This is a genomic window from Robertmurraya sp., assembly GCF_036676585.1.
In the GTDB taxonomy this organism is placed as follows: Bacteria; Bacillota; Bacilli; order Bacillales; family Cytobacillaceae; genus Robertmurraya_A.
On sequence record NZ_JAKFCQ010000025.1, the window covers coordinates 158,837 to 176,569 of the forward strand.

General features: G+C 37.9%; 16 protein-coding genes. 4 read left to right on the top strand and 12 right to left on the bottom strand.

Annotation, left to right across the window (positions count from 1 at the left end; all coding sequences use genetic code 11):
- Window positions 1-19: 19 nt before the first annotated feature.
- Entirely contained in the window at window positions 20-925 is a 906-nt protein-coding gene (locus ACGLXV_RS02570) for a nuclease-related domain-containing protein (RefSeq protein ID WP_391557358.1), read from the top strand.
- A 314-nt stretch (window positions 926-1,239) separates the two neighbouring features.
- Here ACGLXV_RS02570 and rarD read toward each other — a convergent pair whose 3' ends face one another.
- The 6 genes from rarD to ezrA all read right to left on the bottom strand — a co-directional run bounded on the left by rarD (window position 1,240) and on the right by ezrA (window position 8,493).
- Window positions 1,240-2,166, bottom strand: coding sequence for an EamA family transporter RarD (gene rarD, locus ACGLXV_RS02575; RefSeq protein WP_391557359.1), 927 nt, complete (start codon window positions 2,164-2,166; stop codon window positions 1,240-1,242).
- A gap of 124 nt (window positions 2,167-2,290) precedes the next feature.
- On the bottom strand, window positions 2,291-3,877 hold the full coding sequence (gene mbcS / locus ACGLXV_RS02580; RefSeq protein WP_391557360.1) for an acyl-CoA synthetase MbcS: 1,587 nt from the start codon (window positions 3,875-3,877) through the stop codon (window positions 2,291-2,293).
- 159 nt (window positions 3,878-4,036) lie between these two features.
- The gene (locus tag ACGLXV_RS02585) at window positions 4,037-4,237 is read right to left on the bottom strand and encodes an alpha/beta-type small acid-soluble spore protein (protein WP_119709401.1); all 201 of its coding nucleotides are present in this window, start codon (window positions 4,235-4,237) and stop codon (window positions 4,037-4,039) included.
- 84 nt (window positions 4,238-4,321) lie between these two features.
- A complete protein-coding gene (gene thiI / locus ACGLXV_RS02590; RefSeq protein ID WP_391557361.1) occupies window positions 4,322-5,533 on the bottom strand; it encodes a tRNA uracil 4-sulfurtransferase ThiI in 1,212 nt (403 codons plus the stop codon).
- A complete protein-coding gene (locus ACGLXV_RS02595) occupies window positions 5,533-6,675 on the bottom strand; it encodes a cysteine desulfurase family protein (protein WP_391557362.1) in 1,143 nt (380 codons plus the stop codon). The genes thiI and ACGLXV_RS02595 overlap by 1 nt, the downstream gene beginning before the upstream one ends.
- A 120-nt stretch (window positions 6,676-6,795) precedes the next feature.
- The gene (ezrA, locus tag ACGLXV_RS02600; protein ID WP_391557363.1) at window positions 6,796-8,493 is read right to left on the bottom strand and encodes a septation ring formation regulator EzrA; all 1,698 of its coding nucleotides are present in this window, start codon (window positions 8,491-8,493) and stop codon (window positions 6,796-6,798) included.
- Window positions 8,494-8,712: 219 nt separating this feature from the next.
- On the opposite strand from ezrA, the gene hisJ reads away from it, so the two are divergent.
- Window positions 8,713-9,504 carry a histidinol-phosphatase HisJ gene (gene hisJ, locus ACGLXV_RS02605; RefSeq protein WP_391557364.1) on the top strand — a complete coding sequence of 264 codons (792 nt, stop codon included), beginning with the start codon at window positions 8,713-8,715 and terminating at the stop codon, window positions 9,502-9,504.
- Window positions 9,505-9,509: 5 nt separating this feature from the next.
- On the opposite strand, the gene refZ is transcribed toward hisJ, so the two are convergent.
- On the bottom strand, window positions 9,510-10,133 hold the full coding sequence (refZ, locus tag ACGLXV_RS02610) for a forespore capture DNA-binding protein RefZ (RefSeq protein WP_119709406.1): 624 nt from the start codon (window positions 10,131-10,133) through the stop codon (window positions 9,510-9,512).
- A 149-nt stretch (window positions 10,134-10,282) separates the two neighbouring features.
- On the opposite strand from refZ, the gene ACGLXV_RS02615 reads away from it, so the two are divergent.
- Window positions 10,283-10,765, top strand: coding sequence for a GAF domain-containing protein (locus ACGLXV_RS02615; protein ID WP_119709407.1), 483 nt, complete (start codon window positions 10,283-10,285; stop codon window positions 10,763-10,765).
- A 21-nt stretch (window positions 10,766-10,786) separates the two neighbouring features.
- Here the strand turns inward: ACGLXV_RS02615 and megL are convergent, their stop codons facing one another.
- The 3 genes from megL to ACGLXV_RS02630 form a co-directional block, all read right to left on the bottom strand.
- Complete coding sequence (gene megL, locus ACGLXV_RS02620) at window positions 10,787-11,980, bottom strand: methionine gamma-lyase (protein ID WP_391557365.1); 1,194 nt, start codon at window positions 11,978-11,980, stop codon at window positions 10,787-10,789.
- 116 nt (window positions 11,981-12,096) lie between these two features.
- Complete coding sequence (locus ACGLXV_RS02625) at window positions 12,097-13,965, bottom strand: sensor domain-containing diguanylate cyclase (protein WP_391557366.1); 1,869 nt, start codon at window positions 13,963-13,965, stop codon at window positions 12,097-12,099.
- Window positions 13,966-14,030: 65 nt separating this feature from the next.
- Entirely contained in the window at window positions 14,031-14,615 is a 585-nt protein-coding gene (locus ACGLXV_RS02630; RefSeq protein ID WP_391557367.1) for a hypothetical protein, read from the bottom strand.
- 320 nt (window positions 14,616-14,935) lie between these two features.
- Here ACGLXV_RS02630 and rpsD point away from each other — a divergent pair, with 320 nt between their 5' ends.
- Window positions 14,936-15,538, top strand: a complete 603-nt coding sequence (gene rpsD, locus ACGLXV_RS02635) for a 30S ribosomal protein S4 (RefSeq protein ID WP_119709411.1) — start codon at window positions 14,936-14,938, stop codon at window positions 15,536-15,538.
- Window positions 15,539-15,580: 42 nt separating this feature from the next.
- On the opposite strand, the gene ACGLXV_RS02640 is transcribed toward rpsD, so the two are convergent.
- Both ACGLXV_RS02640 and ACGLXV_RS02645 read right to left on the bottom strand, forming a co-directional pair.
- Window positions 15,581-17,092, bottom strand: a complete 1,512-nt coding sequence (locus tag ACGLXV_RS02640; RefSeq protein ID WP_391557368.1) for a flotillin lipid rafts scaffold protein FloT — start codon at window positions 17,090-17,092, stop codon at window positions 15,581-15,583.
- Window positions 17,093-17,104: 12 nt separating this feature from the next.
- Window positions 17,105-17,638, bottom strand: coding sequence for an NfeD family protein (locus ACGLXV_RS02645; protein ID WP_391557369.1), 534 nt, complete (start codon window positions 17,636-17,638; stop codon window positions 17,105-17,107).
- Between the last annotated feature and the right edge of the window lie 95 nt (window positions 17,639-17,733).

Below are 17,733 nucleotides of genomic sequence, written 5' to 3' on the forward strand. Positions count from 1 at the left end.
CCATTTAGGAGGTTATCAATTGATCATAAAACAAAGAACGGTACCGAAAGAACTCTTGATTTTAAGGTACTTGGATAAACGAATGAAATTATTAGAGGTTGATCGGCTTGAAAAATTGGAAAAAGGGTATGCCGGAGAATTGCAGTGGGATTCCCTAATAACTAGTGGACTATCATCCTCCAATTATTTAATGATGAATGATTTATTACTTACAAATAGTGGTGGCCATACATTTCAAATTGACTCATTACTCTTGAAAAGGAAGTTTATCATTTTTGAAGTGAAAAATTATGAAGGAGAATATTTTTTAGAAAATAATCGTTGGTATACGCTTTCGAAAGTGGAAATCCAAAGCCCCCTCATACAACTCCAGCGAACCGAAATCGCCTTTAGAAGATTATTGAAAGACCTAGGCATAAACATCCCCGTTGAAGCTTATCTAGTATTTGTAAACCCCGAGTTCACTCTCTTTCATGCACCCATTCATTCTTCTATGTTACTTCCAAGTCAATTAAATCGGTTTATACAAACTGTAAATCGCGATAATTTTGGTATTACTGCTCAGGACGAAGCTCATGCAGAGGAAATTATTTCATGCCATTTGGATAATAACCCATTTGAACGATTGCCTAATTATAGTTATCAAGAGTTAACAAAAGGAATTCCTTGTTCCTTATGTGGATATTTTCTATTTCCATTTAGTCAATCCTATATATACTGTAAATCTTGCGGTAATAAGGAATCAGTTGAAGCAGCTGTACTAAGAAGCGTTGTCGAATATAATAAACTGTTTCCTGATAAACAGTTAACTACTAATGGTGTATCTGACTGGTGCGGAGAGGTTGTGTCGGAAAAATCTGTACGACGAATACTAAAGAAACAATTTATTAGTCAAAGCTCGAAGCGATACACTTACTTTATTTAGACCTGTTTTTTCGTTGAACCTAGCAATCTTCTTTCTATCTTACCGCTTCACCTTTTTTTCCACTCAACGGAGCAATTAGAAATCCTCTATTTGACCATTTCACCTGCTTTGCCCCTCAACCGGGCAGTTAGAGCGCTTCTATTTGACCAATTCACTTGTTTTACCACTCAACCGGGCAATTAGAACTCCTTTATTTAACCGCTTCACCTGTTTTACCACTCAACCGGGCAATTAGAACTCAATTAACTTATCCGTTTATAGCACAAACACAGATAAAAAGCTGACTGCCAAGCAGTCAGCTTCTCCTTTTCCCATCATGCCCCAAATCTTTTTCGGACAGGTCCCAGTGTGTTTGCAAATAGTTTCGTTTTTGATAATGAGTAAATGGTAAGAGCGGACCAGATAAAGACAAATGCTTGTAAGTGGTGCTTGGTAAAGTGCTCACCGTATACAAGAACACCTAACAATAAAGTGATTGTCGGTGCAATGTATTGGAGCAAACCAAGCATGGATAGCGGAATCTTTTGAGCACCTTTTGCAAAATACAGAAGCGGCAAGGCAGTCGCTGCTCCAGCTCCGACCAATAAAAGATCAGTTGATACAGAACCTGATAATAATGCATGCTCCCCATTTAAAAATAGAAAAACCATATAGGCTAAGGCAAACGGGGTAACAACCATTGTCTCTAGTGTTAGCCCCACAGCAGAGTCTACTTTAATCATTTTTTTCGCTAGTCCATAAACTCCGAATGAAAGAGCTAGAACGACCGAAATCCATGGGAATTTCCCATATGAAAGACCTAAAATAAGAACTCCAATTCCAGCGATAATAAAGGACGCGTACTGAGTGGGAGAAAGCTTCTCCTTTAAGAAAATAACTCCTAACAATACACTAACCAACGGATTAATATAATAGCCAAGACTCGCTTCAATCATTTGATGATGATTTACTGCCCATATATAGATAAACCAATTGGTACTAATTAAAAAGGATGCGATAATTAGTGCATACATTTCTTTGCGATTTTGCTTAAAACTTTTTAGGACGGAATATAAATTTCCGATCTTTTTTGAAAAAAATAAAACCACCATCATAAATGCGAAGGACCAAAAGATACGATTGGCTAAAATATCTTCTGCGTTCACATGATCAAGTAGCTTCCAGTAAATCGGTAAAATTCCCCATATTAAATACGAAAGGCCCGCTTGAAACGCACCTGTTTTTATTTCATTTCTCTCCATGAGTACCCTCTATTCTTTCTAGACTCGAAACATTTACTTATTATAAGGGGAAAATTCAAATCATGCTATACATTTTTTTCAAAAAAAAAGAGAAGAACTTGGATTCTTCTCTCTGACTTATTATTTAATTTTGACCTGCCAGCTCCTGCTCTTTCTTTCTTAACTCGACTCTGCGGATTTTTCCAGAGGTTGTTTTCGGCAATTCTTTGATAAAGTCAATTTTCCTTGGATATTTATATGGGGCTGTTAACTCTTTGACATGGTTCTGAAGAGTGCTAATAAGCTGTGGATTTTTTTCATCTATTCCTTCCTTTAGAACGACAAACGCTTTTACGATACTTCCTCGTACTTCATCCGGACTTGCTACTACAGCGCATTCTTTCACAAAAGGATGCTTCACAAGAGCGTCTTCGACTTCGAACGGCCCAATCGTATAACCAGAACTGATAATAATGTCATCGCCTCGGCCTTCAAACCAGAAATATCCGTCTTCATCCTTCTTCGCTTTGTCACCAGTTATATAGTAATTTCCACGGAACTGCATGGCGGTTCTTTCGGCGTCTTTGTAATAATTTTTAAATAGGGCTGGGGTATCGACATGGACCGCAATATCACCAACTTCTCCTATCTCACAAATCTCACCGTATTCATTAATAATTTCCACACTATTTCCTGGGGTCGGTTTCCCCATCGAACCAGCTTTCAATGTCATTCCTTTTGTAATTCCTACAAGTAATGTGTTTTCCGTTTGACCATATCCGTCACGAACATCAAGCCCGAAATGCTTTTTAAACGTGTCAATCACATTTCTATTTAATGGCTCACCCGCAGACACCGCGCTATGAAGGTTACTTAATTGATACTCATGAATATTTTCTACCTTTGCCATCAGGCGGTATTCAGTCGGAGTACAGCAGAGTACATTTATTTCGTAATCTTGTAATAAGGTCAAGTATTTGCTTGGATCAAACTTTCCATTGTAAACAAAGCCAGTTGCTCCTGAACCTAACACTGATAAAAACGGACTCCAAATCCACTTTTGCCATCCAGGTCCTGCCGTTGCCCACACACGATCTCCTTCTTCAATACATAACCAGTTAGGAGCTGCAGTTCTCAGATGAGCGTAAGCCCAGCCATGCGTATGAACAACCCCTTTTGGATTCCCCGTCGTTCCTGAAGTATAAGATAAGAAAGCCATATCATCACTTCTTGTAGATGCTAATTTGAGCTCTGCAGAAGTCGTCTTCATTTCTTCTTCTAACGTCTTCCACCCATCTGCTTTTCCACCAATGACAAAACGAGGGATACCGCTACACTCATCTATCTCACTAAATTGGTCAATATAAGGATAATAGCTTACAACTGCCTTTACGTCTCCATGTTGAATACGGTATTGTAGGTCCTTCGTACGCAGCATTTCAGAGCTTGGAATAACGATAAGTCCAGCTTTAAGTGCCGCAATATATACCTCATAGGCTTCAATTAATCTAGGCACAACAATAAGAACAACATCGCCTTGTTTTAAACCCTCATTTAAGAAAACGTTTCCAATTTTATTTGCATTCACTAATAAATGTTGATATGTGATTTGCTGTTTACGTCCCTGCTCATCTTCCCAAATAAGAGCAACTCTTTCGTGATCGTCAGAAAATCGTTCCATTTCACTTACTAAATTATATTTTTCAGGTGCTAGTAAATCTTCTCGTTTCACTGCCTCTCCCCCTAAAATATTTTCTATGTAATGTCCCTGATGTCACACATGTTATTATACAAAATTATTGAAAGATTTAAAATTATTTTATAACAAATAAAAGAGGCACCCCGGTTAAGGGAATGCCTCTGTAGCCATTTCTCTATTTAGTTGAAGTGATTATTGTCTTCCGCTCATAGATTGTTGAGCAAAAGAAACTAGGCGTTTTGTAATTTCTCCACCAACAGATCCGTTAGCACGAGAAGTTGTTTCAGCACCTAAGTTAACACCAAACTCAGTAGCGATTTCGTACTTCATTTGGTCGATAGCTTGTTGAGCACCTGCTACAAGTAATTGATTTGAATTGTTGTTGTTTGCCATGTGAATCACCTCCTTGTGAGTATAGAATGTGTCAAACACATGGCCTTCATTCAAATAATTACTTGGAAATTGTTCACAATTACGTTAGAATAATTCTCCAAATACTTGATCCTTTTTATTGTTATCTGGTTTTATTTGTATGGTTTCAATTTTATCAACCGCTTCTTGAATCAACTGCTCAAAGTCTACAAAGCTTTCGTAGTATTGAACCTTTTCAAGCTTTGGCTTTGTTTTGGGTGCTGCAGGGACAAAGACGGTACAGCAGTCCTCATAAGGCTGAATCGAAATATGATGGGTATCAATCCTTTTTGCAATATCGATTATTTCGGATTTATCCATAGTGATTAAAGGTCTTAATATTGGAGTAGATGTCACATCATTGATTGCTAGCATACTTTCTAAGGTTTGGCTTGCCACTTGGCCTAAGCTTTCTCCCGTAACGATGGCTAATCCTTCAAATCTGCGGCGAATTTCATCTGTTATACGAAGCATCATTCGTCTAGTTGCCGTCATTGTATAGTTTTCAGGTATTTGTTTTTGTATAAGCTGTTGAATAGCCGTAAAAGGAACGATATGGAGAGTAAAGTAACCGCCATTTAGTAATGACAACTTTTCTGCCAATTCAACTACCTTTTGTTTGGAACGCTCACTTGTAAAAGGGGGACTAAAGAAGTGAACAGCCTCTATTTCAACCCCTCTTTTCATTGCCATATAACCAGCAACTGGGCTATCTATTCCACCTGATAGCATCAACATGGCCTTCCCACTAGATCCGATAGGCATTCCACCTGCCCCCATAATCGTTTCGATTGAGAGATAAACAGCTTCTGTACGTACCTCAACCTGAACGTCAATGGTTGGATTTTTCACATCTACCTTTAGATCAGGGACATTTTGTAAAATGTGAGAACCAAGAGCATAATTTAGTTGGCCCGTATCAAGAGGATATTCCTTATTCGCACGTCTTGTCGAAATTTTAAAAGTATCTCCTACTTTATATTTGTTTAAGAATAATTGTAAAGCCGCTTCCTTAATTTCCTCAAGCTCCAAGCTGGTCTTAATGACCGGACTAAAGGATTGAATGCCGGGAAGGATTTTTAACTTTTCAATAATTCCCTCACCATTTTCCCCATTTAACAAAATATACATACGGTCCCTAGTTGTCTCAATAATGATGTTTGGAAATTCTGTTAGTGCACGCTTTGCACTTCTTTTCAATTTTTCTACAAACTTCGTACGATTTCGGCCCTTTGTTGATATTTCACCGTACCTTATTAAAATTCGATCGTAATTCATTAGTGCATAACCTCTCTTAGTTCAGTAACTGTTGTTTGTATGATTGAAATCGCCTTGCTCGCCTCTTCAAGAGTGTTTTCATACGATAAGCTCATGCGAATCGCACTTTCTGCGACGTCCTTTGAGACATTCATAGCCAATAGCGTATGGCTTACAGCCTTCTTTTTTGAAGAACATGCACTTGTCGTCGAGACGATTAACCCTTTCTCTTCTAACGCATGTACAAATACTTCTCCTCTAAATCCTTTTACAGAGAAATTTATGATATGAGGAGCTCGCCCCCTGCTTGGAGTATGAATGACAACATCTTCAAGCGTTTGTAGTTCTTTAAGAAGATAATATTGAACTTTGGATATTTGACTTAACTTTGTTTCATAACTTTGTAAAGTTAGTCTCAATGCTTTTGCCATTGAAACAGCACCAGCAACATTCTCCGTCCCACTTCGGAGCTTCCATTCTTGATTTCCTCCTGAAAAAAGTGGAGAAATTTGGACCCCCTCACGAACGACTAACACTCCTGCTCCCTTTAACCCATGAAATTTATGTGCTGATATCGAGCAAAGATCAATATGATGTTTTTGAATATCGAGTGCTACTTTTCCAACCCCTTGTACATAATCCACATGAAATAATATTTTTGAATATCCTTTAAGCATGTTGCCGATTTCTTCAATAGGCTGAATTGTACCAACCTCATTATTTACATGCATGATCGACACTAATATCGTATCGTGACAGATGGCATCCTCAATATCGGAAACAGACACTCTACCTTCCTTATCAACTGGAATGACCGTTATTCGAAACCCTAGTTCCATCAGCTGTTGAAACGCCTCTCTTACGGAAGCATGTTCAACCGCTGATGTAATAATATGTTTCCCTCTGTTTCGATACATAAGAGCTGTACCTTTAATTGCTAGGTTATTGCTCTCCGTACCTCCGGATGTAAAGTAAACCTCACTCGGATTTACTTGTAATAGCTCACCTATTTGTTTTCTAGCTTGAGCTAATAGACTTTCCGCTTCTACACCTAATCGATGAATAGACGAAGGATTGCCAAAAAAATCACTTGAAACTTTTACAAATGAATCCACAACTTCTGGATATGGTTTTGTTGTTGCACTGTTATCAAAATAAATCATGTCTTAAGACCCCTTTATCTTACCAATCACGGGTAAACTCAACTAATAATGTTATCATATAAATGACAATCAGGAAAACGAATAGGAAAAGACCGCTTCAAAAAAAGCGGTCTTTTCCTATTAAACCTCTACCTTTTCTTGTAATAAAGCTTCAATTCGCTTTAATGCACCAGGCTCTACTTCCTCAATGGAGGTTGCAGCAACTTCCAGTGCTGCTTGATAATCATAGCTTCTAAAAGCAATTTCCGCATCTACCAAAGCTTTTTGTACAGCCGGATAACTGCTCCGGTATCTATTACCATACTGTATAACCTTTTCAGATAGGAGAACCGTCTCAATGAGCTGAGAGGTATGGTCATATACTTTATCTACCGTCATAACAGCCACCTCTAAATATTTTTGAACGGTAGGTATATTTAATGGCTTTTCTTCTAGCTTTGTTTTTACATTAGAAATGCTCTCTCTCGCATCCTCTAATAAATAACGATATTCTTCTGGAAGACCTGGAATATTGCTTTTATTTACAAGACGAATGCAATCAGCAATTTTTTTGGAAAGTTCAACTACTGTCTCCCGTGCGGCAATTTCATCTTTTCTAAGTGTTTGCAGTCTTTCAGCGTATTCTTTTTGCTCTAGAGTTAATTTTTCAAGCTCGAGCTTTAACTCAGCTAGCTCATCCTTTAGTATCGTAAGAGCCGTTTCATCAGCTACAATTTTGTGTTCTAGTACTTCAAAGCGTTTCATTAACTGAGCAAGTTTCTTTTCAAACTGTGCTTGCCCTTCTACTTCACTCTCTTCAAGGTGATAACTTTGCTGTACTTCCTGCACTTCAAACTTCAGTACATTATTTTCTTCCTTTACTGCAAATAACATGCTTCTCGTTGGCTCTTCGTTTTCTATAACAAACCGTTTGGCATTAACCTCTTGTTCCAATAGATCATAAATAACTTCAATTTTTTCCTTTACTTCATCTATTTTCTTTTGAAGCTCATCAATCTCGGTTTGTTCAATTAACTCCAAACATACATTTACTTCTGAATGAAGTTTTTCTAACTCCTCTTCAAAATGAAGATGTTCTAGCGGATAGCTTTGATTCTGCATCTCACGGAATCCGTCTCTCAGATTCTCAATTTCTGAAGGAATACTTGATTGGCATTCTATGAGTAAATTTGGAATAGCATCCATCTTCTTGCTCAATTCATCTGTCTTTGACTGAATTAAAAGCACAACCTCACGAGCTTGCAGATAATCGCCGTTTTCTGTTCTTTCCTCAAAATTAGTAAAACATGCTACTATTTCATCCAGAAGGATTTCTAACTTAGCTTCTGCACGTCCAAAATTATGACGATGTGCAAGTAGAGTTTTTCGGCGCTCACGATACACCTCTTTTAACTCTTCAATTTCTATTCTATTTTTCTCTTCACTTCCAACCAATTCATTGATTTCGTCAAGTAACTTTTGAATTTTATCTTCCGTTTCTTTTAAATGAGAATCAATGGCACGCTGAACCTGTTTTGCTTTATTAAAGCGGTAGCGGTCAATGTATTCCTCCGCATCAAATAGATACTCTTCTACCTCTGGAAGCTGACTGGTTACGATGTCATCCCAATCATTTCTCCAGTTCTCGAATAGCTCTTCAGTTTCTCCCGTCATATTAAGCTGTTTTACCTTGGACATTTCATCAAGGACTGGGCGATTCGTAATATCTATTTTCCAGTTCTCCAGACGGTCAATTTCTTTATAAAGCTTTTTTTTCATCGTATATCCAATCACGTACAGAGCTAGTAAAAGAACTAAGCCCCCGATTATGTACTCCATGTTAAGCCCCCTGTTCTCATCCGAGCTACATTTATGTTATCTATATAAAGGTTCATATAAATGTATTTTCAATGCTCTTATGATACCATGTAAACGACATTTTTTGACTATTAATTTCAAATTTTTTGTACTAAAATTTATTTACAATCACTTTAGCTACATCACATCTCTCTTTTCGACAAATACTGCAAAATTCATAAACAAGGAGGCTTTCTCATCATGCGTGATGGTCATGTCCATTCAAAGTTTTGTCCCCATGGTTCGAAAGATGCTTTTCAAACCTATATTGAGCACGCAATAGAACTTGGAATTACCACTATCTCATTTACGGAACACGCTCCTCTTCCAGCTGGCTTTACCGATCCAACCCCCCTTCAAGACAGCGCTATGAAAATGGAGGATTTACCGGCATATTTAGAAGAGCTAGCTGTTCTAAGAGAAAAATATAAAGGAAAGATTACCATACATACAGGTTTAGAAGTAGATTTCATTGAGGGATTTGAAAGTGAAACAACAGATTTTCTAAACAAATACGGTCCCTCTCTGACTGATAGTATTTTGTCAGTCCATTTTTTAAAGCATGAAGGAGAATATGATTGTTTAGATTATAGTCCTGACGTATTTGGTGATATGATTAAGCGCTATGGTGGGATAGAAAACGTATATGAAGCCTACTACCGAACGCTTTTGCTGTCCATAAAATCCAATTTAGGAAGTTATAAACCTAAGCGTATCGGACATATAACTTTAGTGAATAAATTCCAAAAAAAATATCCTTGTCCAGTTAGCTTTAACAAGGAGATACAAAGTATTTTGATAAAAGTGAAACAAAAAAACTACGAGCTCGATTATAACGGAGCTGGAACAGCAAAGCCGTTATGTCGGGAACCTTATCCGCCAACAGCGATAGCTAACCAAGCCATTCAATTAAACATTCCGATGGTATATGGATCGGACGCTCATCAAGCGAAGGAACTCCTACAAGGGTATGAGCAATTACTTAGGAGTTAAAACGATTAAAACACTAATTCCTTTGGATGGTGGGGAGTTAATACTCCTTCAATCCAGTTATTGATTTCACCAATATATTTCTGTGTAAAATACGGTTCATGAGGAAAAACATGAAGAACCTCTGAGAGATAATGAGTATTTAGAAAAGGCATGGATAAAAGTGATTTGAGTTGGACAATAGTAAAAGTGACAGACACTTGTCTGAACTCTCCTGTTATGATTCCTTCCTCAATGACAGCCTTAAAATAATACTTTTCCTTTGCAAAGTACGTACTCATTATTTCTCGAACCGTTTGCGAATCAATGGACATTTCTCTTAATATTAATCTTGTCAGCTGCATGTTCTCCGTGTGGTAATTAATAATGCTTTCAGCCATTTTCTGAAGTGTTGCCTTTGCTCCTTGGTCAATACATAAAAATGCTGATTCAAGCTCTGCAATATACGTTTCAAAATACTTTAAAAAGCAATACTCAAGTAGACCATGTTTATTCTGGAAATAGTAGGAGATGTTAGAGACGTTGCTGTTTGCCTTTTGGGCAATATCTCGAATCGTTGTTCCTGAAAACCCCTTCGTGTTAAAAAGATAAATTGCTGCCTCGACAATGGAATCCTTTGAATTTTTCTTCATTTGGAACCACCTCCATCTCTTAATCACAGAAAATAGCCTTATGTATAACATTCTTTATTCGACATTTGTTCTCCTGTATAAAAAACTCGACAAAGTCTTCATATTTTCGCTAAAATATGATAATTACCTATGTGTTTGGAGGGAAGGAAATGTTTGAAGTAAAGCATTACGAAGGAACGAGAGAGGAAAATTATCGTCTATTAATAAAACAACTGAAGGCCCTTCTAGAAGGCGAAACGAACTCGATTGCCAATTTAAGCAATGCGTCATCTCTTTTAAATCAATTTTTGTCTGACGTCAACTGGGTTGGTTTTTACTTAATGGACGGGGACAAAGAATTAGTGCTAGGACCATTCCAAGGCCTGCCTGCATGTGTAAGAATTCCTCTTGGTAGGGGTGTTTGCGGAACTAGTGCGAAAGAAAGAAAGACGATTTTAGTTGAGGATGTTCATCAATTTCCTGGTCATATTGCATGTGATGCAGCTTCTCAATCAGAAATTGTTGTTCCCATGATAAAAGAAGGACAACTTCTGGGAGTTCTAGATATAGATTCACCTAGCAAGAACCGTTTTGACACTTTAGATCAAAAAATGCTTGAGCAATTTATTGATGAATTAATTAATCACTTATAAAAGAGGCAGATGGTCTGCCTCTTATTTATATAAAGCGTTCAAAGCTTGATCCAAATCTTCCTGAATATCTTCCCATGCTTCTAACCCGACCGATAACCGCATCAAATTATCTTGTATCCCCATCTTTTCTCTCTCTGCTTTCGGAACAACTGAGTGGGTCATCGTTGCTGGGTGCTGTATTAAGGTTTCCGCATCACCTAGACTAACAGCAATCTTTATTAACTGTAACTGGTTCATAAACTTCTGTGCTTCTTCCACCCCTCCATGCAAAGTAAAAGAAAGTAATCCGCCTGCCTGACGCATTTGCTTTTTCATGATTATATAGTCTGGATGCTTACTATCCCCTGGGTAGAATACTTGATTCACCGCCACATGCTCACTTAAAAACGAGTGAATCTTCCTAGCATTCTCACAATGCCGATCCATTCTTACCGGCAAGGTTTTCAACCCTCTTAATAGTAACCAAGCATCAAACGGCGAAATAATTCCTCCAATATCTTTTTGTGTGGTCATTGCCATTTCTTGAAGGAAATCACGCTTTCCAACAACGATACCAGCAATCACATCCCCATGCCCACATATATATTTAGTTGCACTATGAACGACAACATCGCAACCAAGCTCAAGAGGTGTCTGTAAATAAGGAGAACAAAACGTATTATCAACAACAACAGGAATCCCTTTTTCTTTTCCAACTGCAGCAATCATTTCTAGGTCAACAAGCTTCATGGTTGGATTGATTGGGGTTTCCACATAAATGCACGTAGTTTCGGGCTTGATGGCTTGTAAAAGCTGTTCCTTTGTTTCCATCTCTGAAAAGGTATATGTGATTTGATATTTATGATTAAGCATCTTGAGCAAACCAAAAGTACATCCGTACACACCTTGAGAACAGAGAACATGGTCACCTGCTTTCGTAAGAGAAACTAATACAGCCGACACCGCAGCCATACCTGAACCAAATGCTAGAGCGGCTTCCCCTTTCTCAATTGCTGCCATTCTCTCTTCAAGTATAGAAACTGTTGGATTACCTAAACGGGAGTAAATATATCCTGAATCTTCTCCAGCAAACCTCTTTTCCCCTTGCTCTGCAGTTGCAAAGCAATACGTAGATGTCTGAAAAATAGGCGGAACTAAGCTGCCTTCAAATGAACTAGCATCATAGCCATGATGAATCACTTCTGTTTCAATTTTAAAAGATTTTTTCTCTCCCATATGCTCCTCCTCCTTTTGTAAACGCTTACACTTTTATCATGAATCTCTCTTTACTAGCATATGTGATACCTTTCCAATTGGAAAGTAAAAAGGAGCTCGAAATTTGAGCTCCTTTTTTAAGGTGATGTTACCTTTTCTTGAACCACAACTCGATCCTTGCCCGTATCCTTTGCTATATAAAGGGCTGTGTCCGCTCGCTTGAACAAGTTTGTAAAGTTATCTGGATTGTCCACATTCCAATACGAAACCCCACAGGAAATGGTTATTGATGGTTTAGATAATTCCCTTACTTTATCTACTAATCGGTTTGCAATGCTTATTCCCACTTCAAGTGGGATACGTGGTAGATAAACAGCAAGTTCCTCTCCACCCCAACGGGCACCAATATCACTTTCTCTTATATTACTTTTTATAATATCCGCAACTTGGATAAGGATTTCATCTCCAACTTGGTGTCCATATTTATCGTTAACACCTTTAAAATTATCAATATCAATTAAAAGGAAGGTTCCTTGCTGATCTTCATCAAGTGATTCATGAACCTTTGCATCTAAATAGTTCCTTGAGTACAGCTTCGTTAAATGATCTGTAACAACCATTTTCTCTAATTCTTCTCTAAGCATAGAATTTGTAAAAGCTAAGGTAGAATGATGAATTAATGACTGCATTAACTTAAAGGTCTCGAAAGAAAAATGATACGGCTCAGTATGCATAACGAGAGCTATCCCTTTAATTACTCCGGATTGTACCATTGGAACCGCCATAATGGAACGATATTGTTTTACATCATGATCGAGGTTTATTTCTACATCTCCAATAAAAATGGAATCATGTTCTCTCTTCAACCTCTCGACTACGTATTGAACGTATGCCATGGACGCTTCCGTATCAAAAAATGGTGTCGAACCTGCTAATACGCTAATTGGTCTCAAATCCGATGATAGCAATACAAAGCAAACCTCTTCCGCATCAAACGACTGAACAATTTGTTCCGTCATGTACGACATCGTTTCGGTCAATCGCAAATTAGAATTTAAACGATGCGAAGTCTCATTGATCAATTGAAGGTCAGCAATTAATCGTTTTGATTGCTGATAGAGCTGTGCATTTTCAAGCGCAGAACCAGCGGTATTTGCTAATAGTTTTATAAACTCCACTTCGTTACTTGGAAACGTCAATGTGTCTGGAGCAATAACTTGGAGTACTCCGTATACACCTTGTTTTCCTTTTAAAGGTGCATAAAGAACGGAACGCCGTTCGTTCAAAGAATCCTCCATTTGGATCGTACCAGTAACATAGGCTTCCATCGCTGCTAAATTTTCACTATCATATTCCAAATCCTTAATTGGCAGTTCGCTATGATTATCATTATCATGAGACAGCATTAAGTAGTACGTAAAACTCGGATATACTTCTTGAAGCGTATAGATAATCTCACCTAGCACAGCATCCATATCCATTGTAGAATGAAATTTTTCATTCACACGAAATAGCTGTTTATAACGTTTCTCTTCCATAACAATTTTGTATAATTCTTGAGCCTTCTGTACAAATGACGAGCACACAATCGCAAATTGTTCAAACCACTCTTGGTTAGAAGGGGTAATAGATGATTGATTCCCTTTTAAGCATAAAACACCTAAATTCCTGCCCGATTTCGCAAGTGGAATAAGTACTTGGTAGTCCTTAAAGCTCATGTCTGTTGGGGAAAAATCTATCGTTTTCAATGAACTTAACCAGCCACTTGAATCGTTGGATAGTATATCCCCCATTTTGTTTTCGTTTGTAGAAACTTCAAAGGAAAATTGGTTATTCCAAGCATGACAAATGAACAAAGTAACTTCATCAAGCTCGAACATTTTTTGAATCGTTTTAAGCATAGTCTTTAAAACATTTTGATAGTGAAAAACTCCTGACTCCGTGTCAATTAGATCAAAGAACTGACTTTTAAGTGTTTCAATTGATTTATCAGTAAGAAATCTCATTACGTCATCACCTAATACCTTAGCTGGCATGAAACCATTTGATCCCATCCCGCATGAAATATATATTAATTTTTCATTCTGGAAATTATTATCTCTTGATCAGTAATAACAAGCCACAGGGAACCGTCCTTTGATAAGGGAAATAGTTGGTAAATTTCCCTCTCTCCCACATCCAACTGCTTGTCTCCCAATTGAACGATCGTGCGTCCATCTTTTTTTATTGTGGTCAAGTTTGATTGTTCTACAGAATTACGTTCTCTATACACAGTTGATCGTGTAGCTACTTCAAAATCACTTGTGAAATAATTCCACTTTCCTTCGATTTTCACCCATATACCTATACTCTCTTTATCTAAAGAAATCATCGTTGGCTTTCCATCTAGGGTGACTGCCTTCCTTGTCTTAAATAGATAGTTATCATCTATTTGAACCTCATATTCGGCTAATATATAGTTGTTTTCTTGTTTTTTTGCTAAAACGATGATAGGATTATCTTCTTTATCTAGGCTTTGATGGAGGACTGTAACAAGTGGAGGACTAATTATTTCTCTTTGTTTACTATATTTATAGTACAATGCTCCTATTGTAAAACTAATACAAATAAAAAGCAAAAGAAATCGTACTCTTCTTTCTTTCCTAGTTTCACGCACTTTAACCACTCTTTTTCATAATTAGATTATACCATAAGAACTACTATCCTAAAGATAATAACATATTCCTAAAAAATAAAATTACCTTGACTTTCTATTAGTTAAAAATATATAATATTCTTTGTGTAAAATATCGCAGCCTATGTGAACGCCTTTATGAATACATTTTGTTCCTCAATAGAAGTTGACCTTCTAGGATGGGGTATCGGTAACCCTTAAGCTGCTAGGGCGAAGGTACATGAAAACAAAATGGTCATACTGCTTGTGAACACTACTGTTTTTATTTTACAACAAAATAAAAACACGAGGAGGAGTCATTCATGGCTCGTTATACTGGCCCAAGCTGGAAATTATCACGTCGTCTTGGAATCTCTCTAAGCGGCACTGGTAAAGAATTAGAAAAGCGTCCTTACGCTCCTGGACAACACGGTCCAAACCAACGCAAGAAATTATCTGAATACGGTTTACAATTACAAGAGAAGCAAAAGCTTCGTCATATGTATGGAGTGACTGAGCGTCAATTCCGTAACTTATTTGACAAAGCTGGTAAGATCTCTGGTAAGCACGGTGAAAACTTCATGGCTCTTTTAGAGTCACGTTTAGATAACGTAGTATACCGTTTAGGACTTGCTCGTACTCGTCGTCAAGCTCGTCAGCTTGTTAACCATGGTCACATTTTAGTAAATGGCAAGCGCGTTGATATCCCATCATTCCGCGTATTACCTGGTCAAACAATTTCTTTACGTGAAAAGTCACGTAACCTTGACATCGTTAAAGAAGCAGTTGAAGTTAACAACTTCGTACCTGATTTCTTAACTTTCGATGCTGACAAATTAGAAGGTACATTCACTCGCTTACCTGAGCGTTCTGAATTACCAGCTGAAATCAACGAAGCTCTTATCGTTGAATTCTACTCTCGTTAATAAAAAGAGATCCAGCGAAATTTCGCTGGATCTTTTTTCTTATTATTCTGCTTTGGTTTCTTTTAAATCCTCTGCTAACTGATCAATACTTTGACGAACATTTCCTTTACCCGCAAATGTTTCAAGTAAGTTTTTCACATCAATTCCAGAGGAAGCCTTCAAGGTTTCCTGTAATGAAGACATCAAGTTGGTAGCGTAACCTGTCACTTTATTGGCTCCGCCTCCTTCACCACCACCTGTATCAACAACGGTGATTTTATCAATATTGGAAAGTGGGCTTGCAATTTCCTTCGCGTACTCCGGCAACATTCTCACAATCATGTCCATCACAGCTGCTTGGCCGTACATTTCAAACGCTTCTGCAATCTTACGCTTCGCTTCTGCTTCAGCTAGCCCTTTCAGGCGAATGATTTCTGCTTCTGCTTCCCCTTGAGCTCGCTCAGACTCCGCTTTAGCTAGACCATCCAGTCGTACCTTTTCAGCATCCGCTTTTGCCATCGCTTCAATTCGATATTTATTCGCATCGGCTTCAGCTAATTGTCTTGCCTTGTCTGCTGCAGCTGCTTGTTCAACCGCATAACGATCCGCATCGGCTTTCTTCTTAACCTCTGAGTCATACTGTCTTTCTCTACGCTGAATTTCTTTCTCTTCTAGTTCAATTTGCTTTTGACGCTCGATAATTTTGATTTGCATTTCATGCTCTGTAACTTCTTGCTTTGCTCTTGCCGTTTCAAGATCATACGCTTGGTCAGCACGTGCTTTCGCTATATCCTGTTCACGACGATACTCAGCAATTTTCATTTGATTCACTTTTTCTGCCTCAGCAATTTCTGTGGCTCTTTCAAGCTCTGCCTTCTGTGCGTCTTTCGCTGCTTCCGCCCGCTTAATTCGTGTTTCTTTTTCTGCCTCTGCAGTCGCAATGTCTGCATCTCTTTTTACCTGGGCAATTCTTGGCTTACCTAATGAATCCAAGTATCCATTTTTGTCTCTAACATCCTTGATTGTAAACGATACAATTACTAGTCCCATTTTTGCTAAATCTTGTGATGCTACTCTTTGTACCTCTTGAGAGAACTTATCTCGATTTTTGTAAATTTCCTCTACAGTCATTGAGCCGAGGATTGAACGTAGATGTCCTTCTAAGACTTCCTTCGCTTCGTTTTCTCGGTCTTCCTTCGCTTTCCCTAAAAACTGCTCTGCCGCAGTTGCGATTTCTTCGATGGATCCCCCAATCTTAATAATCGCTACTCCATCAGCCATAACAGGTACCCCTTGTTCTGTATACACTTCAGGTGTCGTTACTTCAAGTTTGCTAGAAAGCAAGCTCAATGGTTCTGCTTGTTGGAACACTGGAAAAATAAATGCCCCGCCACCTCTTATAATTTTAATACGATTTCCAGACTCATCAACGTGAACATTTTTGCTTCCTAGATAGCTCCCTGTAACGATTAATGCTTCATCAGGTCCAGCTGTCCGATATTTTGTAATGAATACGGCAATAAGTGCAATGAGTAAAAAGGCAACAATGCCCCCTACAATAAAAATGGGTAACATAGACATCTCTCCTTAAGTAAAAAATAGCTTTTCTGTTTTCTCGTAATGCGCAACATGCAGAACTCCATCCTTCACATCAATCACTAAAACCTTTTGTCCTTCAGCAATCACATCATTGTCAAAGCTCACCGCTGGTTTCGAAATCGTCCCACTGCTGCTTTTTAGCATAACCTCACCAAACCCATCTTGTGGAATAGGAATAAGCACCGTTCCTACTCTCCCTTTTAATGAATCTGAAGTATAAACGAGAGATTCCTCTGCAGAAGACAATGGAACAAGCACAAAGATATTTAATAGAGTATCTAATATAATAGCAATGACAATTGAAATGAAAAAAATCACCAAACTATTTAGCGACGTGATTAACTCTAATAAATAACCTGATGCTGACAAAAACGTGAGAAACGCAAGAATAAGTGTTGGATTCAAAAAATCCAGTGCAGCTTCTGCAATATCACCAAAAAAAATGTACAGTACCGTTAACGCACCAGAAACAATAAGTGTTGTCAGATAAACCGTCTGAATTGGAAAACCAAAGAGCTCCATTTAATCACCTCTTTTATAAAACTTAAATCTCCTTTCGTATGTAATTAGTAGTTAATACGAAAGGTATAGAAAAAAGTTTCAAAAAATTTCCTTCT

What these genes read in the sequence shown, in the direction of transcription:
- ACGLXV_RS02625 (WP_391557366.1), bottom strand. Translation starts at nt 13,965, where the DNA reads ATGAGATTTCTTACTGATAAATCAATTGAAACACTTAAAAGTCAGTTC.
- ACGLXV_RS02585 (WP_119709401.1), bottom strand. Translation starts at nt 4,237, where the DNA reads ATGGCAAACAACAACAATTCAAATCAATTACTTGTAGCAGGTGCTCAA.
- ACGLXV_RS02645 (WP_391557369.1), bottom strand. Translation starts at nt 17,638, where the DNA reads ATGGAGCTCTTTGGTTTTCCAATTCAGACGGTTTATCTGACAACACTT.
- ACGLXV_RS02615 (WP_119709407.1), top strand. Translation starts at nt 10,283, where the DNA reads ATGTTTGAAGTAAAGCATTACGAAGGAACGAGAGAGGAAAATTATCGT.
- rarD (WP_391557359.1), bottom strand. Translation starts at nt 2,166, where the DNA reads ATGGAGAGAAATGAAATAAAAACAGGTGCGTTTCAAGCGGGCCTTTCG.
- refZ (WP_119709406.1), bottom strand. Translation starts at nt 10,133, where the DNA reads ATGAAGAAAAATTCAAAGGATTCCATTGTCGAGGCAGCAATTTATCTT.
- rpsD (WP_119709411.1), top strand. Translation starts at nt 14,936, where the DNA reads ATGGCTCGTTATACTGGCCCAAGCTGGAAATTATCACGTCGTCTTGGA.
- hisJ (WP_391557364.1), top strand. Translation starts at nt 8,713, where the DNA reads ATGCGTGATGGTCATGTCCATTCAAAGTTTTGTCCCCATGGTTCGAAA.
- thiI (WP_391557361.1), bottom strand. Translation starts at nt 5,533, where the DNA reads ATGAATTACGATCGAATTTTAATAAGGTACGGTGAAATATCAACAAAG.
- ACGLXV_RS02595 (WP_391557362.1), bottom strand. Translation starts at nt 6,675, where the DNA reads ATGATTTATTTTGATAACAGTGCAACAACAAAACCATATCCAGAAGTT.
- ACGLXV_RS02640 (WP_391557368.1), bottom strand. Translation starts at nt 17,092, where the DNA reads ATGTTACCCATTTTTATTGTAGGGGGCATTGTTGCCTTTTTACTCATT.
- megL (WP_391557365.1), bottom strand. Translation starts at nt 11,980, where the DNA reads ATGGGAGAGAAAAAATCTTTTAAAATTGAAACAGAAGTGATTCATCAT.
- ezrA (WP_391557363.1), bottom strand. Translation starts at nt 8,493, where the DNA reads ATGGAGTACATAATCGGGGGCTTAGTTCTTTTACTAGCTCTGTACGTG.